The sequence below is a fragment of the Acinetobacter sp. YH12069 genome, assembly GCF_013419675.1.
Classification (GTDB): domain Bacteria; phylum Pseudomonadota; class Gammaproteobacteria; order Pseudomonadales; family Moraxellaceae; genus Acinetobacter; species Acinetobacter amyesii.
In genome coordinates, this window is record NZ_VOZS01000002.1 from 14,520 (window position 1) to 39,363 (window position 24,844).

Here is a 24,844-nt window from a genome sequence, read left to right on the forward strand (position 1 = left end):
TTCGCAATAATTTAAAAACGTACAAAATGCACAATTTTTAACGAGTTGGCAAGTAAACTTTACTTGAAAGCTTTCTTACGTCCCTGCCCGATTAAAAACACTTCTTTAGATCGAGCACGTGAAGCCGCCGGTTTTGCTGTTTTCAGCACATCAAATGTGTCTACAACTTGCTTACGGTATTCATCAAATCCAACACCTTGGAACACTTTAACAACAAACTGTCCATTTGGTCCAAGAACCTTTTGAGCAAAGTCGATTGCTAATTCACAAAGATAGATCTGACGCGGTTGATCTACAGCCTTATTACCTGATGTATTGGGGGCCATATCTGAAATTACAACGTCTACAGTACGTCCATCTAAAATTTTTAACAATTCATCGAACACTTCTTGTTCACGAAAGTCACCTTGCAAGAAGGTCACATCGGGTAAAGCATCCATGGGTAAAATATCAGAAGCAATTACCAAACCTTTGTCGCCAACAAGTTTACCGGCAATTTGCGACCAACTACCTGGTGCAGCACCTAAGTCAACAACGGTCATGCCTGGCTTGATCAATTTGTATTTTTCTTGAATTTCAAGCAATTTATAAGCGGCACGCGCACGATATCCTTCCTTTTGTGCTTTTTTCACAAAGGGGTCATCAAGATGCTCACGCATCCAGTCACGACTACTTTTGGATAATTTCTGGTTAGTAATGCGGGTAGCCATAACTCTCTAAATAAAAAAAACTTCTCAGTCTTGATTGTACGTGAAATTCAGCACTTTTGCAGTAGACATGTGTATCTAAAAAGCATCTTAAATCATGTTTTTTTCAATAATCTTCATCGAGAAAATGCCGATTAAATACAGCGCTTCAACTTTGATTTTGCTATACTAGGTCGTTTTTAAAATTAGGTTATATTTATGGCGGCTTTATCTATTCAAGAACGTAAACGCTTACGTCAAATTGGTCACACCCTAAACCCAGTTGTAATGGTTGCGGACAAAGGCTTATCAGAAAGCGTTATTGAAGAATTAAACCGTGCGTTAAACGACCATGAGTTAATTAAAGTGAAAGTTGTGGCAGAAGACCGTGAAGCTCGTGCTGCAATGATTACTGAAATTGCGACTGTTTCAGGTTCTGAAGTTGTTCAAACGATTGGTAAGATTGCTTTGATTTACCGCAAAGCGGCAAAACAAAATGCAAAACTGTCTAACCTTGTTCGCTACGCACACCTGTCTAACTAAGCATTTATGGCAAGTTTCGAACTCAGCGCTTTTGATCGTCGCTTTCAGGCTGTATCAGTCGTTGGTGCTATCGAACAACAAAGCCCATATACTTTAAATGTGGGTTATTGGATTCGAGACCCAAACCAACTGATTCAATGGCCAGAATTGGTATCAGCTCACCCACGAATCGATTTTTTGTGGGAACAGACCTGCTTAGAAGTTTTTATTGGTGTACGCAATGAAGACTTTTATCGTGAAATCAACCTCTCCCCTTCACAAGCTTGGCAGGCTTACCAGTTTGAAGAATATCGCTATCCAGAAGATATGCCGCCACAAGCTGCTTACGATATCGAACTGAATCAGTTGAAACGGACGCACTATGGCTTAAATGTCAGTCTTGATCTGACAGAATTTATGCTGAAGTACAAACTTAAATGGGAAGATCTCTATATTGGTCTAACTGCTGTACTGAAAACCCCTCAAGGTAAACAGTACTATGCCATGCAGCATAGTAGTCCAAATGCTGACTTTCACAACAAACGTGATTGGCTACATCAGTTCTAAACTTTTTAATGTTTTGACCTTCGATAAAAAGCAAAAGTACGATCTTTTGCTTTTTTATTGCCTGCTTATTTTTAAATAAGTGCTTTGTACTTAAATGTACTATTCACAATAAGGGAGCCATTAATGGCTCCCTTATGCATATATAGCGTTAACTTTAAGTTTAATTCGCTCTCACCCAATCCAGCTCCCTGGAATGACTAGACTTAGCTTAAGCGTATTAAAATTCATGTCATTCACAATTAACTTTTAAGATCTGTGGTTTGATCCGTAACTTCAGCTTTCACTGGTGAAACTTTTTTCCACGCTTCCAAAGTATGTTCCTTAGAACGCTTAAATGTTTCTGTTAGATGATCTTTGTGCTTTCCTGAAATTTGGGTCACATCTTCTTTCAGCTCTTTTCCAAGTTTTGAAAGATCATCAATAACCGTATTAAATTCAGTTTTCACAAACTCTTTGAGTTCACTAAAATCTTTTTGCGATGAACCAAACTGAACTTTTAACTGATCAAGTTTATTCAATACATCTTGCTTCAACTGACGCAATTGATCTTGCATACTGGCATTCAACTGCTTTGCCTCTGCTCCGATCTTTTCTTTGCTTTCAGTGACCGCTTCTGTGGCTTGAACACTCGCCTCTTTTGCAACTTGTTCAAGCTTTTCAGCACCTTCGATAACGACTTCTTTCAGGGAGGATTTAGCCGCTGTTTGTTTTTGTTGTGTTGCCATGACTTTGTACCTATAGTTTTTGCTGACCGCCCCACATTAGCGCTTTTTGATAAATTTTAATTTATGATTTGTCTGACAATAATTAATTGCTTACATTTTTCTACGATTTTGCAAAACCAAACTTTATTCTAAAATGCAAGCGCTTTATCTGCTTTATTCCTGATATTTGCGATGGACTTTCTGTGGCTTTCTGCGTATAATGCCGTGTTAAGTTCAAGCGAGCAGATGTAAGGAGGGTAGGTTTTTAAGCAGCCTTCCTTTTTTTTCGTCTTCTCGCTTTTTTACAGCCTAAATTTCAGGAGCTTTGGTTTGAGCACCCCAGCAATTTTAGCCCTTGCCGATGGTACTATTTTTAAAGGTACTTCAATTGGCGCATCGGGTAGTACGACTGGTGAAGTCGTTTTCAACACTGCCATGACTGGCTATCAAGAAATTTTGACTGACCCAAGTTATGCACAACAACTTGTGACCCTAACTTACCCACATATCGGTAACACAGGTTGTAATGATGAAGACGCTGAGTCAGGTCGAATTCATAAAGTATGGGCCAACGGATTGATCATTCGTGACCTACCTTTATTGCATAGCAACTTCCGTGCAGAGCAATCACTAAGTGATTACCTTAAACAACACAATGTTGTTGCTATCGCAGATATTGATACTCGTAAATTGACGCGTATTCTGCGATCAAAAGGTGCGCAAAACGGTTGTATCCTTGCTGGTGAAAACGCGACTGAAGAAGAAGCGTTAGCTAAAGCACGTGCTTTTGGTGGTCTTAATGGTTTAGACCTTGCAAAAGAATGCTGTGATCCGACCGGTTTCGAGTGGACTGAAGGCTCTTGGGCGCTTGGTAAAGGTTTCGCTCAACCAGAACTTAAATTCCATGTTGTAGCATACGACTACGGTGTCAAAACCAACATCTTACGTATGCTCGCAGACCGCGGTTGTAAATTGACTGTTGTGCCTGCGCAAACTCCTGCTGCTGAAGTACTTGCTCTTAATCCAGATGGCGTGTTCTTGTCGAACGGCCCCGGCGATCCAGCAGCATGTGATTATGCAATTGAAGCTGTAAAAACAATTGTAGAAGACGCACGCAATGTACCTGTATTCGGTATTTGCTTAGGTCACCAAATTCTTGCACTTGCTTCAGGTGCAAAAACTGTGAAAATGCCTCACGGTCACCACGGTGCCAACCATCCTGTACAAAACTTAGAAAATGGTACAGTGATGATTACTTCTCAAAACCACGGCTTCGCAGTTGATGCAGAAACTTTGCCTGCAAACTTGAAAGCTACGCATAAATCGCTGTTCGACCAAACTCTTCAAGGGATTCATCGTACAGACAAACCTGCGTTCAGTTTCCAAGGCCACCCAGAAGCAAGCCCTGGTCCACATGACTGCGCACCATTGTTCGATCATTTCATCGAACTTATCGAAGCATCTAAGAAGTAATTAAGGAAGCATCATGGCTAAACGTACAGACATTAAAAGCATCTTAATTATTGGTGCTGGTCCGATTGTCATCGGTCAAGCATGTGAGTTTGACTACTCAGGTGCTCAAGCATGTAAAGCCCTTCGTGAAGAAGGCTACCGTGTTATTTTGGTAAACTCTAACCCAGCAACCATTATGACTGACCCTGCTATGGCAGACGCAACTTACATTGAGCCGATCACTTGGCAAACTGTAGCTGCAATCATTGAGAAAGAACGTCCAGATGCAGTTCTTCCTACAATGGGTGGTCAAACAGCATTGAACTGTGCCCTTGCACTCGATGCCAACGGTATTTTAGAAAAATACAATGTTGAATTGATTGGCGCGACGAAAGAAGCGATCGAAAAAGCGGAAGACCGTAAACTTTTCGATATCGCAATGCGTAAAATCGGTTTGGAATGCCCTCGCGCTGACGTTGCAGAAAGCATGGAACACGCACTTGAAATTCAAGCGCGTTTCGGCTTCCCTGTAATTATCCGTCCATCATTCACCATGGGTGGTTCAGGTGGTGGTATCGCGTACAACCGTGAAGAGTTCATTGAAATCTGTGAACGCGGTTTCGATCTTTCTCCAACCAAACAATTATTGATCGATGAATCTTTAATTGGTTGGAAAGAGTACGAAATGGAAGTTGTTCGTGACAAAAACGACAACTGTATCATTGTATGTACCATTGAAAACTTTGACCCAATGGGCGTACACACTGGTGACTCAATCACTGTTGCTCCTGCGCAAACATTGACAGACAAAGAATTCCAACTTCTACGTAATGCATCTTTAGCAGTACTTCGTGAAATTGGTGTAGAAACGGGTGGTTCGAACGTTCAGTTCGGTATTAACCCGAAAGATGGCCGTATGGTTGTGATCGAGATGAACCCTCGTGTTTCTCGTTCATCTGCTTTGGCATCTAAAGCAACCGGTTTCCCAATTGCAAAAATTGCAGCGAAATTGGCAGTCGGTTATACCCTTGATGAATTGAAAAATGACATCACTGGCGGTACAACTCCTGCATCATTCGAACCTGCGATTGACTATGTTGTGACTAAGATTCCTCGTTTCAACTTCGAGAAATTCCCACAAGCTGATGCAACTTTAACTACACAGATGAAATCTGTGGGTGAAGTCATGGCAATTGGCCGTAACTTCCAAGAGTCAGTACAAAAAGCGCTTCGTGGTCTTGAAGTGGGTGCTGCTGGCTTTGATGAAAAAATCGAAGTGGGTACTGAAGGTGCGAAAGAGAAAATCCTTCAAGAACTTAAAGTGCCTGGTCCTGAGCGTATTTGGTACGTTGGCGATGCATTCCGTCATGGTTTCACGTTAGATGAAGTGTTCGCTGCGACGAATATTGACCGTTGGTTCTTGATCCAAATCGAAGACATCATCAAAACTGAAGAGAAAATCAAATCTTTAGGTTTTGGTGACTTAAACGCTGACAACATCCGTTCGTTCAAACGCAAAGGTTTATCTGACCTTCGTATTGCGAAATTGATGGGTATTTCACAAAAACAATTCCGTAAACACCGTTGGAACTTGGGCGTGACCCCTGTTTACAAACGTGTAGATACATGTGCGGCTGAATTCGAATCTGATACAGCTTACATGTACTCAACTTACGATGAAGAATGTGAAGCGAATCCGTCTACTCGCGACAAGATCATGGTCATCGGTGGCGGTCCTAACCGTATTGGTCAAGGTATCGAATTCGATTACTGCTGTGTACACGCTGCCCTTGCAATGCGTGAAGACGGTTATGAAACTATCATGGTGAACTGTAACCCTGAAACGGTTTCTACGGATTACGACACATCAGATCGTTTGTACTTCGAACCAATCACTTTGGAAGATGTACTTGAAATCGTACGTATCGAGAAGCCTAAAGGCATTATCGTTCAGTACGGCGGTCAAACTCCGCTTAAATTGGCTCGTGCTTTAGAAGAAGCTGGTGCGCCAATTATCGGTACATCACCTGACGCGATTGACCGTGCAGAAGACCGTGAACGTTTCCAACAAATGATTCAACGTCTACAACTTCGTCAACCAAACAACAGCATCGTAAAATCTGCTGAAGAAGGTATGGCTGAAGCGGCAAAAGTTGGCTACCCACTTGTGGTACGTCCATCTTATGTACTTGGTGGTCGTGCGATGGAAATCGTGTACAACGACGAAGAATTGAAACGTTACTTACGTGATGCGGTTCAAGCATCTAACGAAGCGCCAGTACTTCTTGACCACTTCCTAGATGATGCAATCGAAGTTGACGTAGACTGCGTATCTGACGGTAAAGACGTTGTGATCGGCGGTATCATGCAGCACATCGAACAAGCGGGTATTCACTCAGGTGACTCAGCATGTTCTATTCCTCCTTACTCTTTATCTAAAGAAGTTCAGGACGAAATGCGCCGTCAAACCATCGCTATGGCGAAAGAGCTTGGCGTAATTGGTTTAATGAACGTTCAGTTTGCTGTTAAAGGCACTGACGTATACATTCTAGAAGTGAACCCACGTGCATCACGTACTGTTCCATTCGTATCTAAGTGCATTGGTGAATCTTTAGCGAAAGTTGCTGCGCGTTGTATGGCTGGTCAATCTTTAGAATCTCAAGGATTCACTACAGAGATTATTCCTGAACACTTCTCTGTAAAAGAAGCAGTGTTCCCATTCAACAAATTCCCTGGTGTTGACCCAATTCTTGGCCCTGAGATGAAATCTACAGGCGAAGTGATGGGTGTAGGTAAAACATTTGGTGAAGCGTTCTATAAAGCTGTGTTAGGCTCTAATGACCGTTTACCAGGCCTACCAACGGAAGGCGAAGTAAAACATGCATTCTTATCTGTTCGTCATTCTGACAAGCCTCGTGCTGTTGGTATTGCGAAACAGTTAACAGATCTTGGCTTCAAAGTCATCGCTACTGGCGGTACTTATGATGTGATTAAAGATGCTGGTATTGAATGTGAACGTGTGAACAAAGTGACTGAAGGCCGTCCTAATATCGTAGACCGCTTGAAAAATGGCGAAGTTCACCTCATTATCAATACAACTGAAGGCAAACAGGCTCAAGAAGATTCATTCTCGATCCGTCGCTCTGCATTACAAGGTAAAGTGTATTACACAACTACCCTTAACGGTGCTGATGCAGTATGCCAAGCTTTAGCAATCAAATTGCCAATGGATGTATACCGCTTACAAGACCTTACTAAAGGTTAATTAAGTTACCGAGAAGTCCCGCCACCTCTCGGTGGCGGGCTTTTTTTCATTTCTAGGTCAGTAAAAATTTTACTGATTTTTTCTTTTTACAAACATGAGGGACAACAATGCAACGTTATCCTATGACTCCCGAAGGCAAAATTGCCTTAGAGAAAGAATTACAGCAACTTAAAAGTGTTGATCGTCCACGTATTACTGCAGCAATTGCTGAAGCGCGTGAACATGGGGATTTGAAAGAAAACGCTGAATACCACGCTGCTCGTGAGCAACAAGGTTTCTGTGAAGGCCGTATCCAAGATATCGAAGGTAAATTGGGTGCTTGCCAAGTGATTGATGTTAAATCACTTGAGCAAAATGGCCGTGTGGTTTTCGGTGTGACTGTGACCATTGAAAACTTAGATACTGAAGAACAAAAGACTTATAAAATCGTTGGTGATGACGAAGCAGATTTTAAAATCAACAAAATCTCTGTGAATTCACCAATTGCGCGTGGTCTTTTGGGTAAAAACGAAGGCGACGATGTAAAAATCAACACACCACAAGGTGAAGTTGAGTATGAAATTTCTAAAGTTGAATATCTTTAATTCATTAAGATAAGCAATTTTAAGCCCCTCTTTTGAGGGGTTTTTTATAATCAGACAAATAATTATTATACCCCTGCTCTATCCTTCTTTTAATAATCCTGATGCAAAAAGTTGAAAGGCATGTAATGCTTCTGACAACACCTGCTCAGGATTCTTGCTAGAAGCCACCCAAAGCGCCGCATTCATGGCTGCTCCATTTAAAAATATGGCTGCCGCTTCAGAATTCACTGCTTTAATTCGGTCTGCTGCCAATAACTGTTCTACGCATTCACGTGTAGACTTCAAGCATTTGTTTTGACTCGGCCAATGCGCAGGATCACCCAATACCGCAGGTCCGTCGCGTAATACAATTCGCTGAAACTCAGGATTCAAGGCATTTTCAATATAGGTTTTCCCCTCAAGCATCAACCCCTCCCAAAGATCTTCGGGTTGCTCCAGATACTTCTGGGCAGATAAAGCCATTTCTGAATCAATTTGATTAACCACAGCAGCAAATAAGCCCTTTTTATCGCCAAAATGATGGTACAGCGCACCACGGGTCAGCCCTGCTTCTGCCGTGAGTTTATCCATTGAGGTGTCTGCATAGCCATACTCAGCAAACGTACGGCGTGCCACTTCAATCAGTTTCTTGCGGGTTGCCGCCATTTTTTTTTCACGAACAGACATTGCTTTGATTACCTCATCATCACAAAAATTTTAATTGACATACCAGGCGTATGTCAATTATGTTGACATACGATACGTATGTCAAAAATAAAGCTGCTTTCCCCCCACTTTTAAAACCAGATATTGAATGAGAATAAACATGACTAGAATTGCAATATTTCCCCAAGATCGCCATGCCTTGTATGAACAGCATGGTTACTCTGCTGCTATTAAATCGGAAAATTTACTCTTTGTATCAGGCCAGGTCGGTAGCCGTGAAGATGGCAGTCCTGAACCTGATTTTGAGAAACAGGTAAAACTAGCATTCCAGAATCTTAGCCATACTCTCGCTGCGGCAGGCTGTACTTTCGATGAAATTGTCGATGTCACCACCTTCCATACAAACCCTGAACAGCAATTTGAAGTCATCATGAAAGTTAAAAATGAGGTGTTTACACAAAAGCCTTATCCAAACTGGACAGCAATAGGTGTTAATTGGCTTGCAGGTTTTGATTTTGAAATTAAAGTCATTGCTCGGATCCCAAACCTCCCTACAAACACTTCGGTCTAGCGATTGATTTTTAATAGGAATGAACGACGCATGACATCAGTTCAATTGGTTATAATGGTTTACCCTTTTTAAGTTGTACTGTTTATGTCTGAAAAATTGATTAATTCACCTGTAAATCATTGGTGTGAATTTGAGTTCATCTCTAAAACAGTGAAGAACCCTAATATTCACATCAAAGGTAATTATTCATATTATTCTGCATATTGGGATCAAGGTTTTGAGCGCTGTGTGGTGCGTTATTTGCACGATAAACCTGCAACAGCTGAAAAGCCGATAGACCAGTTACATATCGGTAATTTTGTCTGTTTTGGCGCAGAATGCGTGATTATGATGGGCGGTAACCAACTCCACCGCACAGACTGGATTTCGGCATTTCCGTTTGATACACGGAGTTTTGTCCCTGCGGGTGACACAATCATTGGTGATGGCTGCTGGATCGGCTCACGTGCGATGATTATGCAAGGTGTTACACTCGGTGAAGGTGCTGTAGTAGCTACTGGTGCGGTGGTGACTAAAGATGTGCCACCTTATGCTGTTGTCGGCGGAGTCCCTGCTAAAGTAATTAAATATCGCTTTCCTGAAGAAGATATCAAAAAACTACTTTCCCTTAAGCTCTATGACTTAGATGAAAAGCAGTTTTTAAATATGCGGGAACAGTTGCAGACTGATGATGTAGAACTATTGATAAATTATTTTAAGATTGATTAATCCTCTAGCCATACACTGTTTTCGATATAGTTAAAGTATTGCTGCTGGAATAAATGATATTGCATTTCTTCTGACGGCTTAAATGCATATTTATTTAAAAACTTAGTATATTCTATTTCATAAGTATTATGCTGATAGCGGGTACGTAAGTCTTCCATCGCACTTACGTGTTCAAGATAATCATTAATTATCAATAACTCAACATTAAACTCTTTCTCAACTATTTCTTTAAAGTTTTCTATATTAAAATGAGCCATATTTAGACCAGAAACATTTTCATTACCTTGCTTCATTTTCATTATTAACACAGCAATGCGTTCCATATCATGCAATAAATCCCTTGCCCCTTTAATTACTCCCAAAGCGATAAAAATATTATTTTCTAATTTTTCTTTTTTTAATAAAGCATAAAGATTAATTTTCCTCTTAAGTTCCCGTGTGGATATATCTTTACTAATACTAAGTAGCACGACTAAAGCAATATCTACGGACTCTTCTCCCACCAATTTTAATAATTTTGAAATTACTTCTAAATTAGATTTATTTTTATCCAGAATATTTACTTGATTTCTCAAGGGAATCTCAAAGTCGATAAATTTTTCTAAATATATTTTCGAACTCTCATTGTCATATCCATAAATATGCTGAATACCATTTATAAGTTGGTTTTTATTCATTACCAATACAAAAACTATTTTTCTAATATCAAAAAAGTGTTTGATCCTCTCAATTAAACGTATTGCAAAATCAGGGCGGCATCGATCCAATTCATCAATAATAAAGACTAAAGGCTTATCTAAATTTTCTGCTAACTGTGCCAATGTTGCTTTAAAAGCAATTATGGAGTTTTTCTCTTCTTCATAACTATCAATCTTAGCTTGAATTGCCTCAGTAACTTTTTCTCCAATATTTTCTGTTACTTTATCAATTGCATCATCAAGTTTATCTGTAATTTTCTCGCTATCAATTTTAATCAGTGGAATTAGCCCACCAGTTAAAGCACAGCTAATCATTGAAGCAATGAGTGTTGGAGCTAAGGTTAAAAGTCCTTGTTGCATAACTGCTGCTGCTTTCTTAAATTTATGCACTAAGGGCTTATTTTCGGCTGTTTTATCTAACTTTGAAGCAATTTCAGATGCAATAACCAAAAATGGATCTTCCAAATAATCATTTGCAAACGCATCCAAATAAATCACGTTATGCTGAGTATCATCTAAATGTTTCGCCCAGTTACGAACAAACCACGTTTTACCCTCACCCCATCGTGCATCCAAAGCAAGAACAGCACCGCAGTTTAAGCGATCAACATAACTTGTAAGCTGCTCTCCTAAACGACGGCGATGCCAAAGATCACCTTCCCATGCAGTTTCAATATTCTCAAAATTATCTTTAGGCCAGTTTAATTGGTTATCCATCATTTCTATTTATATTCATCAAGTTAACTATGTATTGAGTATAGCAGTAGCGCTATAAATTAACATTTAACCCATGAGCATCTCGTAACTTGTCATAGCCTTTTCCCCAAATAAAGACTATAAAGAACACATAAAATAAAAAGACCCACTTTTCAGGATGAATGATGACGAGAACCACTCAATTCTCAGGCATATTTATACTTGCCCTGCTGGCAGCAGTCGTCGCAACTTTTTGCGATGCGATTCATGTCTATACAAAAACACTTAGTTATCCCAACCCATTATTTTTCCATCAGGCTTGGTGGGTATTCCCTGGCTTTTTTATTGCCTTTGCTTTCATGGCATTTAGCTATATTCAATTTACACAACTACTCAAACACTATGTGATGACTCAGCTCAGTTGCCTCACGATGGTACAGCTCCATTAGTTGAGGCTTTAGTACTCTTTGCGATTGTCTACATACTCAGTGGTTTTGGTAACTTCCACCCTGAAGCATTGTGCTGGATTTTCTATATTAGCTTTTTTATTCGCTGGTTATTTAGCTATGAGCGTACATGGCTACTGATATTAGCCATTATGCTTGCCATTGGCGGCAAGTTCTTTGAAGGACTATTGGCTGAGTTTGCTTTAGTTAAATATCGCCATGAAGATATTTACAATGTGCCGTATTGGCTCGGTGGCTTATATATGCATGGCGCATTTGCCTTACGTGCAGGTATGCGTCGTTTTGTTTATCGTTAATTTTTTAAATTTGGAAAATTGAGACATAAAAAAAGACCACCCAATCGGAGTGGTCTTTTTTTGAATATGGTGGCTATGACGAGACTTGAACTTGTGACCCCCGCATTATGAGTGCGGTGCTCTAACCAACTGAGCTACATAGCCTTAAACTGTGCGCGCATTATGGAGGGATATTTAAATATCGTCAAGCCCATAATGCGCGTATTTGATCAAAATTTGTTGAAGTGAACCGATAAGCCGGGTTCTGTCGAGGACGATCATTCCTCTAGGCGTACAATCACTCATACGCTCAAGCGACCTACCCGGATCCAGCATGGGCCATGCCTAAAGGATCCCTATTTGGTCTTGCTTCCGGTGGGGTTTACCATGCCATGAACTGTTACCAGTCATGCGGTGCGCTCTTACCGCACCCTTTCACCCTTACCTCCGATTTTGATTGCTCAAAACCATAATGAAGGCGGTCTACTCTCTGCTGCACTTTCCGTCGGCTCACACCGCCCAGGCGTTACCTGGCACCTTGCCCTATGAAGCCCGGACTTTCCTCCCCTGCTTTAGTCACGGAGACCTATACACAGCAGCGATCGTCTGGTTCACTTCGGGGCGCATTCTAACAAATCTGACAACTAATTGCTTGATGTTTTTTGAGCAATTAGTTTTTCGTACTTCTGTTGAAGCTGTTCCTGAGTTTCAGGATGTGCCGGATCCAATGGAATACAGTCCACCGGACAGAACAACTGACACTGCGGTTTATCGTGATGCCCAACGCATTCCGTACACAAATCAGGGTTAATCTCATAAATGAGTTCCCCCATGAAAATCGCCTCATTGGGGCATACAGGTTCACAGACATCGCAGTTGATGCATTCATCAGTGATATATAAAGACACTCTACCAACCTTGCTGTTGTTTACGCTTAAAGGCTTCCACGACAGCTTGTGGTACAAACTGAGTGACATCACCATTTAAACGTGCAATTTCACGCACGAGCGTAGATGAAATAAACGAATATTGCTCTGATGGGGTTAAGAATACGGCTTCAAATTTACTGTCCAAACGGCGATTCATATTTGCCAATTGAAATTCATATTCAAAATCTGAAACTGCACGTAAACCACGTAACACGGCTGTTGCTTTTTGCTCGTTAAAGAAGTTGACCAACAGCCCATCAAAACCTACAAACTCAACATTTGACAAATGACTTAAAGACTCTTGCGCTAGTGCAACACGTTCTTCCAGACTAAACACAGGGTTTTTGTGATGTCCAATTGCAATTGCCACGACAACTTCGTCAAACATGCGTGATGCACGTGTCACTAAGTCGATATGACCATTAGTAATTGGATCGAATGTGCCCGGATAAATTACACGAGTTTTAGACATCCAGTTGTACTCTGTTATTTTGTAGATGGGTATTTTAACAAAATCTTGATTTATAGGTGAAGTCAGCTTGTAAATTTAAAAACTTCATCTTATTTAAAGTTCGGGTACAATAGTGCTAAGTTTGGAAGTTTTTGATTATGACGAAAGCAGTAGTTAAAAAAAATAGTAGCAGTACGATTGCCCTAAATAAGCGTGCGCGTCACGATTATTTCATTGAAGAAAAATTTGAAGCGGGCCTTTCATTACAAGGCTGGGAAGTCAAATCAATGCGTGCGGGTCGAATGACTATCGTAGAGAGCTATATTACGTTTAAAAATGGTGAAGCATTTTTATTCGGCGCTCAAGTGCAACCTTTACTGAGTGCTTCGACACATGTAGTGCCTGAAGCAACACGTACTCGTAAATTATTGCTGAACCGCCGTGAAATTGAAAAACTACAAGGTGCAATTAACCAAAAAGGTTATTCATGTGTGCCTTTGGCATGTTACTGGAAAGGTCCTCATGCCAAACTTGAAATTGCCCTAGTAAAAGGTAAACAGCTTCACGACAAGCGTGCAACGGAAAAAGACCGTGATTGGCAGCGCGATAAAGCCCGTATTTTTCATAAATAAGTTCAATAAAAAAACCTCCATCTTGGAGGTTTTTTTATTTTTAAATTGCAGATTTAGCAGAATTTCAACCCACCAAAACAGTTAGTCCGAACTTCCTGATTCCCCAAGACCTGATTTTTTAACGTTAAATTGGCCGCACCGGCATTACTAAGGTTAATTGAACCGACATTTTTATAAATCGGTAAACCAAATGCTGCACCAACAGCAGAACCTAAGGGAATATAAATCGGTTCATTGGTTAAAATTTGCGATACTTTTTGAGCAACTTGTGGCAAGACGCCTGAGATATCCACTTCAGATGTTGGATTTAATTTGCCAATATTAATCGGGTCTTTAAATGACATCCACCAACCTGTACGTGCAATATCATCTGCATTGGCATCTGGCCAACTGATATCTTGAGATTGAAGCGATAAATAACCTGCTGTGCCATTTAATGGAATGTTATGAATCATATTTAAGGCTTGCTCAAAGGTAATGTTCATTTTCAAACCATCAATTGATGAACCCGAATCCATAAAGAACTGCGCCCCTTCTACCCATAACAAATTACGGTCAAGTTTGACCTGCAAACTACCACTATCACGGTTGAGTTGAATCGACGGTACAGTCGCACTGATATTTTTGGCAACGGCTTGAGTTTGTCGTTTTCCGTTGATGGTAATTTCAGGGACGGTAAACGGCACATTCATTGAAGGAATTTTTAAACCCTTACTATTTTCAGGTTGGCTGACAAAGCTACGATCATTGTTCCAAATCGTATTAATCACCAAGTTCCCCGATAAAATCTCGCTGCTACTATCACCAAAGAGCGCTGCTTGGGTCTTTGCTGTTCCTGTGGTCGGTGCAATTTTCATATAACCACTCAGTGACTTAATCCCGTCTGTTGACGCACCTGTATTTTGAATACCTGTGGTCAATAAACCCGTAATAGATTCAGCACTGACACGAAAGCCTTTAACTTCGCGTAAAGCGGCTTGTTTTGGGTTTTTAATTGCAAATTCAATAAACGGATTTTTCAGTTCGGCACTGGTTGACGCTCGATCACCATTAAAGACGGGATTACCGTTGGCATCAGTTGAAGTAGCATTACCACTCAACGCCAGATGACGAATATCAATATCACAGCCATTTGACCCATTTACTCCACCACAGCCGAGTTGCAGACTTTTGACATTGACGTTCAGATCCATGACGGCATCTAAACTGAGTTTGTAGAAACCAATATTTTCATCGACCATTTGTTGGTTGACCAAAATAGGATCGGTATAGGACATATTCATCAATGCAGCACCATTGATGGCAGACAATTCTTCATCGGCTAATCCCACCAATCCTTCTGCTGCAAAAACAACGTCAGAAACACATAAGGTCAATGCCATTGCGACTATTGTTTTTTTCACGATTATTTAATCCTTTTTAATATTCATCACTCATCCCGAGTGAAATTTATGAGAAGATTAAATCAATAGCGTTGGCGTAAATGAATGGCAATTTGTGACACGCATCACAACTCAATTATACAAAATGCCAATTTTCACGAATTTTAGGCCAATAAAAACCCCAATAACATTTCCATCACTAGGGTTTTCAAAGATTTATAAATGATAGTTCAAACGATTTATTTACAAATTAATTAGCTTTATTTAACAACAGTCCCAGATATTCACCAAACCAAATAGCGGTTTCTAAATCGCCCGCAGGTGGCGTGACTTCAACAGGCGCATTATCCGATTGTGTCATTAAACCTAAAAAGCTCGACATCCGATTTAAATCTGTTGTGCTTCGTCCAGTTGGCATCAATGGAAGACCGCTCCACAACATGCCGTGCTGCATGGCGAATAAATTGATTTGCTGCAATACTGCCAATTTATCTCCACTTAAGCCGCCACCATTGGTAAAACCAGCGGCTAACTTGCCTTGCCATGTCCGTGCTAACCAGCGTTTAGATGATTGCTCCATGAATAATTTCATTGCCGCACTCATACTGCCCATATAGGTTGGGCATCCAAAAACGATGGCATCTGCACTGTCCAATTCATCCCAATCCACATGCTCTACATTCATGAGATGGACTTTTACACCGGCTTTTTCTGCACCTTGTACAATGAAATTCGCCACTTTGGCAGTGTGCCCATAGGGACTGTGGTAAACAACAGCAAGAGATTTAGCAGTCAAAGACATAACATTTAAAAGTCGATAGATTCAGTCAAGTTTAGCATTTTCAAAGCATAAAGACGAATGTTGCCATACGTCCTGTTTTCGCTTCTCGGCGATAAGAAAAATATTCATCAGCTTGCAAAAAGGTACATTGGTCGCCACCAGTTACAGCTTTAACCCCATGTAATGCAAGAATATAACGCGCTATCGCATAAAGATCAGCATAATATTTGCCTTCCTTTACACCAGCTTTAAATGCACTTTCAAGTTCTGGATATTTGGAACAAAAGGCAGCTTTGACTTCTGCGCCAATTTCAAAACTCTCTTGGCAAATGGCTGCCCCCAACCAAGCCCATGTTGGCTGAGTGTGCATGGCTGCAATGGTGTTTTCCACAATACCATTAGCCAAGCCCTTCCAACCTGCATGCAGATTGGCAACTTCTGTCCCGTCAGCATTACCCAAAACCACGGGTAAGCAGTCTGCGGTCATCATCATCAGGGCATGATGTTTAGACTGCGTGACCATACCATCGCCTTCGGGTGCAACAAAGTTGATCTGTTCATCAATGCGATGGCATAGCGTACTGTGCGTTTGGTTCATCCAGCTGATTTTATTCACGCCATATTTAGCAAAGTCTTTGAGCAATTGCATCCGGTGCTTTTGCACACGCGCTGCATCATCTCCTACATGCAATGCCAGATTAAATCCTGCCAGTTCAGGTTGTTCAGCGGGTTGCGTCTGATCATGATGAACTCGAGTTTGTCCCACAAAAACACCCTGTGGAAGTCCCTGAACAAATTGCATGTTGCCGTCCTTTTCTATCTATGGCGTGTAAATCAGTTTTAAAACTTAATACGCTTTGTTTTCGCTACGTAAAACTTCAACCAATTGGTTAAAGTCTTCAGGCCATGGTGCTTCAAACATCATGTCTTCACCTGTACGTGGATGAACGAGACCCAATTTAACCGCATGTAAGGCTTGACGTTTAAAGCCACGTAAAGTGTCATCTAATAACATCGACGCGCCTGCAGGCATACGTACACGTGGTACATACACTTGATCGCCCACAAGACCATGACCGATATAAGTAAAATGCACACGAATTTGATGGGTACGACCCGTTTCTAGACGTGCTTGAACGCGGGTAAAGTTTTGGAAACGTTCTTTCACATTATAGTGAGTCACTGCATCTTTACCGCCTGGCAAGACAGCCATTTTAATGCGATCGACAGGATGACGTTTAATTGGTTCATCGACTGTACCGCCGGCAATAATGTTGCCATATACAATCAAATCGTAAATACGGTAAACCGATTTCTTCGCCAATTGTTTACTTAAAGAAAATTGGGATTCGAGGTTTTTCGCAACCACCAACAGACCTGAGGTATCTTTATCGATACGATGCACCAAACCTGCACGGGTCAACTCTGAAGATTTTGGGTAGTGATGCAAAATTGCATTCACCAATGTGCCTGTACTGTTTCCAGCGCCTGGATGAACAACCATACCGACAGGTTTATTAATCACCATAATATCGTCATCTTCATAGACAATATTAAGTGGAATATCTTCAGGTAAGCTACGGGTTTGTGCTTCTAACTCGACGTCTAAAGTCAGTAACTCTGTGCCTTCGCATTTGTACTTTGGTTTCACAGTGTTACCATTGACCAACAAATGGCCCTCTTTGAGCCACTGTTTTAGCTTTTCACGAGAAAAATCAGTCCAAACCAGTGCTGAAACCTGATCAATACGTTGTCCTAAATAGCTTTCATCCAATTGAAATTGCAACGATAAACGTGTTGCAGTTGAGTCTGAAGTATGGTTATCTGCATCCTCAGAATCTTCAAGTAAATTGAAATCAGTTTCAGGGAAATTAGAATTGGAAGATTGTGCTTGACTCATTTGCTCATTCAGACAAAAGTGGTTTAATAGTTCAATTGTAGCTCATTGCCCGTATTAACAGAGGAATTTTTATGTCGCTACCAAAATATAAAATGACAATGCTTGCTCTAACAATAGGCATTGCATCGGCAATGGTAGGCTGTAGCAGTAATCCAAAGAAAGAAGTGGTCGACACAGGTCCACAATCAAGCGAACAGATTTATATCGAAAAAGCACAAAAAGCGCTTGAACGTAACCAATATACAGATGCAGCAAAACACCTTGAAGCTCTAGAGACCTACTACCCTACAGGTAACTATGCGCAGCAAGCACAACTTGAACTATTGTATGTAAAGTTTCAGCAAAAAGACTATGAAGGTGCGATTGCTCTTGCAGACCGTTTTATTCGTATGAACCCACAACATCCGCAAGTTGATTATGCGTACTACGTGCGTGGTGTTTCAAACATGGAGCAAAACTACAATGGTTTGCTTCGCTATACTTCTTTAAAGCAATCGCATCGTGATGTGAGCTATCTCAAAGTGGCTTATCAAAACTTTGTCGACTTTATCCGTCGCTATCCATCGAGTGAATATGCAGTCGATGCCGCACAACGTATGAAGTTCATTAGTCAAGAATTGGCTGAAAGCGAAATGAATGCGGCACGTTTTAATGTGAAGCGTAAAGCATGGTTAGCTGCTGTTGAACGTTCACTTTGGGTGATCGAACATTATCCTCAAGCACCACAAGTTCCAGAAGCTCTAGCGACTGTAGCCTATGGTTATGACAAACTTGGTGATAAAACCACGTCTCAGCAATACATTGACGTACTTAAACTGAACTATCCAAAACTTGTGAAGTCAGACGGTACAGTCAATATGCGTGCTGCACGTAGTGAAGGCAGCTTCCTTAACCGTGCAACCTTAGGTATTTTCGGTAAAGAAGCACAAACGATGTCTGAGCAAACCTCTACAGACGCGGTTGAAACTGATGAAGAAAAACGCAGTTTAACCAATCGTTTAAGCTTTGGCTTATTGGATCGTCCTCATAGCGAAAAAACTGAGTCGTCAGAATCAGCTGAATAATATAGTCGCAATGAAGGTCGATTTTTCACAAAGGGCAAGTTAGAATACTTGCCCTTTTATCTTTTCAGGATCTACAGATTCGGTTAGATTAAAAGGTATACAATAGTTCGATGGACGATGCTGTACTGCATCCCCACTGAACTTACAGCATTGCTGATTTTAACATATTTCACGAACTGCCCAAATTCAATAGATAGACAGATAAAACAGCATGGCCATTCCTCAACATACAATTGATCAAATTTTAGATCGCACCGATATTGTCGATGTGATTGGTCAATTTGTGAAATTGAAAAAGACTGGACGCACCTACTCAGGATGCTGCCCATTCCATCAGGAAAAATCGCCATCTTTCCATGTCTATCGTGATAAACAATATTTTCACTGCTTTGGTTGTCAGGCCAATGGTAATGCCATTCGCTTTTTAATGGATATTGGTAGTCGTAACTTTATCGAAGTGATGAAGGATTTATCAAGCCAAACGGGTATTGAACTACCGAAAGACAATAACGATTCCAATAAACTCAAATATAAACGCGAATCTAAACCCAAACCTGTACAAAAACCTGCAATCGAAGCAAAAGCTCTGCCGCCCCAAACAGGCGAAACCGACACAACTCCTGCTGCAGTAAATTTCGAACACGACCCATTTGCTGAGTTTCAAAATAACGAAGATGCCTTTTATGGGAACGATCCGTTTGCTCACTTTGACCAAGTTGCCAATGGTTTTGAAGATGTGCCGCAAGACGGAAACTTATATGACTTGCTGGAAAATGTCGCACAGTTTTATGAGCAACAACTGCCGCTCAGTCCAATTGGGCAAGCTTATTTTAAACAACGGGGTCTCAGTGCAGACACCATCGCCTATTGGCGCTTAGGCTATGCCCCTGAAGATTGGCAACATTTAGAAAAAGCCTTTCCACAAGATATCGAAGGACTCAAACTTCTCGGTTTGATTCGAACCAGTGACAGTGGTCGTGACTTTGACTTACTGCGTGAGCGGGTGATTTTCCCGATTCGAGATGCGAAAGGTCGTGTGGTCGGTTTTGGTGGTCGTGCCCTAAATGATGAAATCAAACCGAAGTATATCAACTCTCCAGACTCTGAAGTTTTCCATAAAAACCAGTTACTTTATGGTTTATATGAAGGCCGTAAACAAAAAGCCCCAGACTGGTTAATGGTCGAAGGTTATATGGATGTCATTGCCCTTCAGCAATATGGCATTCATGGCGCTGTAGCAACTCTTGGGACAGCCAGTAATACAGAACATTTAAACATTTTATTTAAGCAAAATAGCCGTATTACCATTGCATTTGATGGTGATGCCGCGGGTCAAAAAGCAGCTCGTCGTACGCTTGAAATTGCCCTGCCATTACTGAATGATGGACGAGAACTTAAATTCTTTGTTTTGCCGAATGACCACGACCCAGATTCATTGATCCGTCGTGAAGGTATCGAAAATTTTCGACGTTTATTGGACACCTCACCGCTACTTTCTGAATTTGTTTTTGCACATTTAACGCAAAATCATAATGTTGCTTCGCCTGAAGGTAAAAGTCAGGTGATGGGTGAACTGAGACAACTGACTGAACTGTTACCGAAAGGTGGTTCATATCGTTATTTGCTACAACAATATTTCCGTGAAAAATTAGGGTTTAGCCGAAAGTGGCAGCCTCAAGTCAATAATGATGCGTCTCTGAGCTTTAGTACAAAAATTGATGCTGAAGAATATGTGATTGCGATTTTAATCAATCATCCTTATCTCTACATTCATTTTGAGCCTTTACGCGCCTTAGTTTCACAAGATCTCTTGCTTTATCACGTTTTAAATATTTTCAATGTGATTTTTGATGAATTGCCTGATGACCCAGAGTTATCGACCTATTATGTACTCGGTGCTTGCGCAGCACATCATCATGAATTACAACATATTTTAGAGCATGCCAATATCAGTGACTATACATCATCACCTGAACAAGCAGATAAACTCGCAGCAGATTTATCGACAAAATTGCAATATCAATTCTTACAACTCAAGATCAAGTCGAATAAGTTTTCTAGCCTTGCAGAAATGCGTAATTTAAAACAACGTATTTATGATATTGATAAAAAAAGATCGCTCACACTCCTTGAAGATTAAGTTTTAACTTCAAGTTCAAGCTGTGAACAACATACTTTTCAATGAATCAGCTTATTTATTTCTTTGGTTTACGGCGATTTTCAGCCACATTAACTAAATCTTGCTCTATCATTTCAAAATATGCTGGGTCTTCCGCCATCGCCGCATTACGCAGCACAATAGAGGTTGGATGCAGCAGCTTTTGGGTTAAACGATGCGACATTTCTTGCATAATCTTCGCAGCATCTTCACCCTTTTGTAGACGATTCAGCGCCAAAGTCAGTTCTTCTTGACGTAATGACTCACCATGTTCACGGTATGCATGAATCGTCGAACCAGCCAAATTCACTTTTTGCTGTGTGATTAAATCTGTCGCAAGCTGATTGACCATCACTTCGGCTTCAACTGCCGCCTGACGACGCTGAGCCAAATTTTCTTCAATGACAGTTTGCAGGTCATCGACACCATATAAATAAACGCCATCTAGACTTTCAACTTTGGCTTCAATATCTCGTGGTACAGCCAAATCAACCAATAGCATTTGTTTATAACGACGTTTTTTCAGTGCTGCTTTGACATCCGCAAAATAAATCACTTGATGCAAGCTTCCGGTACAACTTGAAATTACATCTGCACGATGTAAATTGTCTGCCAAATCTGCAAAATCAATTATTTCAATTTCTACACGATGAGCAATCTCTTGCGATAAAGCTTCGGCACGGGCACGTGTACGGTTACAGATAATAATTCTGCCCACACCCATTTCGGCCAAATGCTTTGCAACCAAGCTATTCATTTCACCAGCAGCAACAATCATCACCGTCAATTTTTCAGGCTGACTAAAGACCTGTAAAGCGAGCTGAGCAACAGCATAGCCCATCGACACCGCATGACTTCCAACGGCTGTTTCAGAACGCACACGTTTTGCCGCATAAAAGGCATATTCAAAAATACGGTTTAAATTTGGGGAAACGGTTTCGGCATCTTTGGCTAAGGACAAAGCCGTTTTGACTTGACCTAAAATTTGAGGCTCACCAAGCATGAGCGAATCCAAGCCGCTAGCCACACGCATGAGGTGTGTCACCGCTTGTGCATTTTCATAACGATACACATGATTTGACAATTGCTTTACATCGATACCATTTGATTGGGCGAGCCAATTCAATACCACGTCTGCATTTTCAGACATCGCATAGACTTCGGTACGATTACATGTAGACACCACCACCATGTCATTGAGTTCAGGCGTATGGCTTTGCTGTTCAAGCAGTGCAGTTAACTTTTCAGGGTTAAATGCAATCTGTTCACGCAGCTCTACAGAAGCGGTTTGATGGTTGACACCCAATGCAAAGAAAGACATATCAGATCATCATTTCGCTAAATTTATGCTATTGTGCAACATCGGTGTCATAAAAAGCATTACTTGGATCAAGAAAAATTGCGTCTAACAAATAGCCGACTGAACGGCCAGACAATAAAGCAGTATTCTACCACATTCTTACTTGTCGGTAGCATGGCTTCTACTGCCCCAATTCGGGCCGTGGGAGAAGTTTACCATGCAAATTCAGGATATGATGCAATTAAACAAAGTATGATTGCGGAATTTGCCTTAGCCTATAACGACATTCCAACCGCGCTTCATAACTACACCGTGCTTGCAATCAAAAGTAAATCCACCATGGTCAAACAACGTGCTTTAAACGTTGCAATTGAGCAAAATGATCTACAAGCAGCTTTAGACATTGCCACACATTGGGTCGTCCAAGAACCTGAAGATGTCCCGGCATTATTTTATTTATCACATATTGCCCTGAAAGCCCATGAATATGAGCTTGCCGCAGAAACACTTGATAAAATTTTAACCATTGACCCGAATGCAGATTTAGAACAAATTTTGGCGGGTATTTCCCCTGAGTCAGAGGAAGATCGTGCTTATCTGATCCAAGCACTGACCGCCAGCAAAGAAAAAACCAATCCCTCTATTTTGGTCTTAGTCGCAGGTTTACAAGCTCAAAATGGTGCCTTTGCTGATGCCTTAGACACAATTAATTTAGCACTAAAAAAACGCCCGAAAGTGACTGGCTATATCTTAATGAAAGCCAATTTACTTATGTCGTTAGGTGATGAAGAAGAAACCTTAAAATGGTTCGAAAAATCCAGCCGTAAACACCGCAACAATATGGAAGTTCGCTTAGCAGAAGCAAAATATTTAATTAAAATCAATCAGTCAGAATTAGGTCTAGAAAAACTCGAAGATATACTAAAGAAGTGGCCATCTGCTGAAGAACCGCTATTTATGGCAGGTTTGACCAGTATTGACTTAGAGCTTTATGAAAAAGCCGAAAAGTATTTGGTGGAGTTACGCTATTCGAGCAAATACCAAAATGAGGCGTATTACTATCTCGCGGTAAATGCTGAACGCAAACAACATTATGAAACAGCGAAAGCCTATTATCGCCTTGTAGATGGCAGTCTTTATACGGTTTCACGTCGCAATATGATCAGCATTTTTAGCCAGCAAAATAAGCTGCATGATGCACTGCGCTTTTTAACCCAAGAGCGGGTTAATTATCCTCAACATGCCAGTTTTTTATATCTTGCTCAGGCAGATATTTTAAAACGCATGAACAATAAAAAAGCAGCAGTTCGTTTACTTGATGAAGCGGTAAAAAACTTACCTGAAGATCCAGAGCTCATTTATGCCGAAGTTCTACTGCTCGACGCCCATCAAGATAAAGATAGACTCGACCAATTACTAAAACAATTACTTGAAATTGAACCCAATAGCCCGACCTATTTAAATGCATATGCCTATACTTTGGCGGTACAAAATAGACGCTTAGATGAAGCCCGAAAATATGTCGAACATGCCTTGGAATATGCTCCTGAGCAAGCCTCAATTTTAGATACGTTCGGTTATATTTGTTATTTGCAAAATGATTTTAGTACATCTGCATCTATTTTGGCCAAAGCGTATGAACTGAGTAATAGTTTAAAAATTGGCATTCGCTACGCACGATCAGTCTTCATGCAAGGTGATATGAATAAATTTGACGCGTTGTTACAACAACTCCAACAAAAACATCCGAATGATCCGCAATTAGAGCAACTACATTCGTTATTGTTACCCCAACCCATGAAAAAGAGTTAGAAAGAGTTTATGCAAGTATCTTCAAAATTTGGGGTATCTGCCCTGACCTGCTGCGCTTTATTTTTTACCGGTTGTCAGCAATATGTTAAAACACCCGATCAACCCAGCCCTGAAGAAGTCGCTGCAAATCAATTCAACTTACAAGGTAAGATTGGTGTGCGCACGCCACAACAGTCAGGAAGTGCTTTTTTTACTTGGGTTCAAGACCGCAATGAATATGATATCGAACTGAGTGGCATATTAGGTGTTGGAAAAACTCAAATCAGCGGTAAACCCGGTCAAGTTCAGTTAAACAGTGCAAAAACCGGTTTAATTGAAGCAGAAACACCTGAAGAATTACTGGAACGTGCTACTGGTTGGCAAGCTCCCATTACCCACCTCGTCGACTGGGTACAGGCGCGCCCTGCAACCACACAAGCAAAAATTCAACGCGATACTGCACAGCGCCCACAACAGATTATTGAAGATGGTTGGACGGTTGACCTAAGCTATAACGAGACTGCGACGGTACCGAACAAGTTAATTTTAAAACAAGCACTTGAATCCGGTCAGGAAAACCGTATTACAATGGTGATTCAAAATCGTTAATTTGCCT

Annotated in this window: 25 protein-coding genes, 1 tRNA gene and 1 other RNA gene; 14 read left to right on the forward strand and 13 right to left on the reverse strand. The window is 40.9% G+C overall.

Features of this window, described 5'->3' with window-relative positions; all coding sequences use genetic code 11:
• Positions 1-59: 59 nt before the first annotated feature.
• Positions 60-710, reverse strand: coding sequence for a 23S rRNA (uridine(2552)-2'-O)-methyltransferase RlmE (rlmE, locus tag FTU16_RS00195; protein WP_078192159.1), 651 nt, complete (start codon positions 708-710; stop codon positions 60-62).
• A 195-nt stretch (positions 711-905) separates the two neighbouring features.
• On the opposite strand from rlmE, the gene FTU16_RS00200 reads away from it, so the two are divergent.
• Both FTU16_RS00200 and FTU16_RS00205 read left to right on the forward strand, forming a co-directional pair.
• Complete coding sequence (locus FTU16_RS00200) at positions 906-1,229, forward strand: YhbY family RNA-binding protein (RefSeq protein ID WP_168378090.1); 324 nt, start codon at positions 906-908, stop codon at positions 1,227-1,229.
• A gap of 6 nt (positions 1,230-1,235) precedes the next feature.
• Positions 1,236-1,775 carry a DOMON-like domain-containing protein gene (locus FTU16_RS00205; RefSeq protein WP_078192160.1) on the forward strand — a complete coding sequence of 180 codons (540 nt, stop codon included), beginning with the start codon at positions 1,236-1,238 and terminating at the stop codon, positions 1,773-1,775.
• A gap of 239 nt (positions 1,776-2,014) precedes the next feature.
• Here FTU16_RS00205 and FTU16_RS00210 read toward each other — a convergent pair whose 3' ends face one another.
• Positions 2,015-2,500 carry a hypothetical protein gene (locus FTU16_RS00210; RefSeq protein ID WP_180162445.1) on the reverse strand — a complete coding sequence of 162 codons (486 nt, stop codon included), beginning with the start codon at positions 2,498-2,500 and terminating at the stop codon, positions 2,015-2,017.
• A gap of 309 nt (positions 2,501-2,809) precedes the next feature.
• On the opposite strand from FTU16_RS00210, the gene carA reads away from it, so the two are divergent.
• The 3 genes from carA (at position 2,810) to greA (ending at position 7,780) form a co-directional block, all read left to right on the forward strand.
• Complete coding sequence (carA, locus tag FTU16_RS00215; protein WP_180162446.1) at positions 2,810-3,952, forward strand: glutamine-hydrolyzing carbamoyl-phosphate synthase small subunit; 1,143 nt, start codon at positions 2,810-2,812, stop codon at positions 3,950-3,952.
• Positions 3,953-3,965: 13 nt separating this feature from the next.
• Positions 3,966-7,196: a carbamoyl-phosphate synthase large subunit gene (gene carB / locus FTU16_RS00220; protein ID WP_180162447.1), complete on the forward strand. Its 3,231-nt coding sequence runs from the start codon at positions 3,966-3,968 to the stop codon at positions 7,194-7,196.
• Positions 7,197-7,303: 107 nt separating this feature from the next.
• A complete protein-coding gene (greA, locus tag FTU16_RS00225; protein ID WP_078192164.1) occupies positions 7,304-7,780 on the forward strand; it encodes a transcription elongation factor GreA in 477 nt (158 codons plus the stop codon).
• Between the two features lie 78 nt (positions 7,781-7,858).
• Here the strand turns inward: greA and FTU16_RS00230 are convergent, their stop codons facing one another.
• Entirely contained in the window at positions 7,859-8,446 is a 588-nt protein-coding gene (locus FTU16_RS00230; protein ID WP_180021942.1) for a TetR/AcrR family transcriptional regulator, read from the reverse strand.
• A 139-nt stretch (positions 8,447-8,585) separates the two neighbouring features.
• Between FTU16_RS00230 and FTU16_RS00235 the strand changes: the two genes are divergently transcribed.
• Complete coding sequence (locus FTU16_RS00235) at positions 8,586-8,996, forward strand: RidA family protein (protein WP_180005422.1); 411 nt, start codon at positions 8,586-8,588, stop codon at positions 8,994-8,996.
• 84 nt (positions 8,997-9,080) lie between these two features.
• Positions 9,081-9,704, forward strand: coding sequence for a CatB-related O-acetyltransferase (locus tag FTU16_RS00240; RefSeq protein ID WP_180009716.1), 624 nt, complete (start codon positions 9,081-9,083; stop codon positions 9,702-9,704).
• On the opposite strand, the gene FTU16_RS00245 is transcribed toward FTU16_RS00240, so the two are convergent.
• On the reverse strand, positions 9,701-11,122 hold the full coding sequence (locus FTU16_RS00245; protein WP_180048746.1) for a P-loop NTPase fold protein: 1,422 nt from the start codon (positions 11,120-11,122) through the stop codon (positions 9,701-9,703). The genes FTU16_RS00240 and FTU16_RS00245 overlap by 4 nt on opposite strands.
• Before the next feature lie 161 nt (positions 11,123-11,283).
• Here FTU16_RS00245 and FTU16_RS16460 point away from each other — a divergent pair, with 161 nt between their 5' ends.
• Together FTU16_RS16460 and FTU16_RS16465 are read left to right on the forward strand one after the other, a co-directional pair.
• Complete coding sequence (locus FTU16_RS16460; protein WP_257227071.1) at positions 11,284-11,547, forward strand: hypothetical protein; 264 nt, start codon at positions 11,284-11,286, stop codon at positions 11,545-11,547.
• Positions 11,520-11,861: a hypothetical protein gene (locus tag FTU16_RS16465; RefSeq protein ID WP_257227072.1), complete on the forward strand. Its 342-nt coding sequence runs from the start codon at positions 11,520-11,522 to the stop codon at positions 11,859-11,861. Before FTU16_RS16460 ends, FTU16_RS16465 begins: the two co-directional genes overlap by 28 nt.
• Positions 11,862-11,928: 67 nt before the next feature.
• Here FTU16_RS16465 and FTU16_RS00255 read toward each other — a convergent pair.
• The 4 genes from FTU16_RS00255 to coaD form a co-directional block, all read right to left on the reverse strand.
• Positions 11,929-12,005 (reverse strand) — tRNA-Met (locus tag FTU16_RS00255).
• Between the two features lie 73 nt (positions 12,006-12,078).
• Positions 12,079-12,458, reverse strand: an RNA gene (rnpB, locus tag FTU16_RS00260) — RNase P RNA component class A.
• Between the two features lie 26 nt (positions 12,459-12,484).
• Positions 12,485-12,748 (reverse strand): YfhL family 4Fe-4S dicluster ferredoxin, encoded by a 264-nt coding sequence (locus FTU16_RS00265; RefSeq protein WP_180076745.1) that lies wholly within the window; start codon positions 12,746-12,748, stop codon positions 12,485-12,487.
• Position 12,749: 1 nt separating this feature from the next.
• Complete coding sequence (gene coaD / locus FTU16_RS00270; RefSeq protein WP_078191350.1) at positions 12,750-13,241, reverse strand: pantetheine-phosphate adenylyltransferase; 492 nt, start codon at positions 13,239-13,241, stop codon at positions 12,750-12,752.
• A 137-nt stretch (positions 13,242-13,378) separates the two neighbouring features.
• Here coaD and smpB point away from each other — a divergent pair, with 137 nt between their 5' ends.
• Entirely contained in the window at positions 13,379-13,852 is a 474-nt protein-coding gene (gene smpB, locus FTU16_RS00275) for an SsrA-binding protein SmpB (RefSeq protein WP_078191351.1), read from the forward strand.
• A 53-nt stretch (positions 13,853-13,905) separates the two neighbouring features.
• Here smpB and FTU16_RS00280 read toward each other — a convergent pair whose 3' ends face one another.
• From FTU16_RS00280 to rluD, 4 genes are all read right to left on the reverse strand, one after another.
• Positions 13,906-15,255, reverse strand: a complete 1,350-nt coding sequence (locus tag FTU16_RS00280) for a hypothetical protein (protein ID WP_373683875.1) — start codon at positions 15,253-15,255, stop codon at positions 13,906-13,908.
• A gap of 229 nt (positions 15,256-15,484) precedes the next feature.
• Positions 15,485-16,036, reverse strand: coding sequence for a flavodoxin family protein (locus FTU16_RS00285; protein ID WP_180162448.1), 552 nt, complete (start codon positions 16,034-16,036; stop codon positions 15,485-15,487).
• Positions 16,037-16,076: 40 nt separating this feature from the next.
• A complete protein-coding gene (pgeF, locus tag FTU16_RS00290) occupies positions 16,077-16,817 on the reverse strand; it encodes a peptidoglycan editing factor PgeF (RefSeq protein WP_180023235.1) in 741 nt (246 codons plus the stop codon).
• Positions 16,818-16,862: 45 nt separating this feature from the next.
• On the reverse strand, positions 16,863-17,915 hold the full coding sequence (gene rluD, locus FTU16_RS00295; RefSeq protein ID WP_078191355.1) for a 23S rRNA pseudouridine(1911/1915/1917) synthase RluD: 1,053 nt from the start codon (positions 17,913-17,915) through the stop codon (positions 16,863-16,865).
• 71 nt (positions 17,916-17,986) lie between these two features.
• On the opposite strand from rluD, the gene FTU16_RS00300 reads away from it, so the two are divergent.
• Positions 17,987-18,979, forward strand: coding sequence for an outer membrane protein assembly factor BamD (locus tag FTU16_RS00300; protein ID WP_078191356.1), 993 nt, complete (start codon positions 17,987-17,989; stop codon positions 18,977-18,979).
• A gap of 211 nt (positions 18,980-19,190) precedes the next feature.
• Positions 19,191-21,119: a DNA primase gene (locus tag FTU16_RS00305; RefSeq protein WP_180162449.1), complete on the forward strand. Its 1,929-nt coding sequence runs from the start codon at positions 19,191-19,193 to the stop codon at positions 21,117-21,119.
• A 55-nt stretch (positions 21,120-21,174) separates the two neighbouring features.
• Here the strand turns inward: FTU16_RS00305 and hemA are convergent, their stop codons facing one another.
• Positions 21,175-22,458: a glutamyl-tRNA reductase gene (gene hemA, locus FTU16_RS00310; RefSeq protein WP_180162450.1), complete on the reverse strand. Its 1,284-nt coding sequence runs from the start codon at positions 22,456-22,458 to the stop codon at positions 21,175-21,177.
• Positions 22,459-22,536: 78 nt separating this feature from the next.
• On the opposite strand from hemA, the gene FTU16_RS00315 reads away from it, so the two are divergent.
• Both FTU16_RS00315 and lolB read left to right on the forward strand, forming a co-directional pair.
• Positions 22,537-24,249 (forward strand): hypothetical protein, encoded by a 1,713-nt coding sequence (locus FTU16_RS00315; protein WP_180162451.1) that lies wholly within the window; start codon positions 22,537-22,539, stop codon positions 24,247-24,249.
• Between the two features lie 9 nt (positions 24,250-24,258).
• Positions 24,259-24,837 carry a lipoprotein insertase outer membrane protein LolB gene (gene lolB / locus FTU16_RS00320; protein WP_180005450.1) on the forward strand — a complete coding sequence of 193 codons (579 nt, stop codon included), beginning with the start codon at positions 24,259-24,261 and terminating at the stop codon, positions 24,835-24,837.
• The last annotated feature ends 7 nt before the right edge of the window (positions 24,838-24,844 follow it).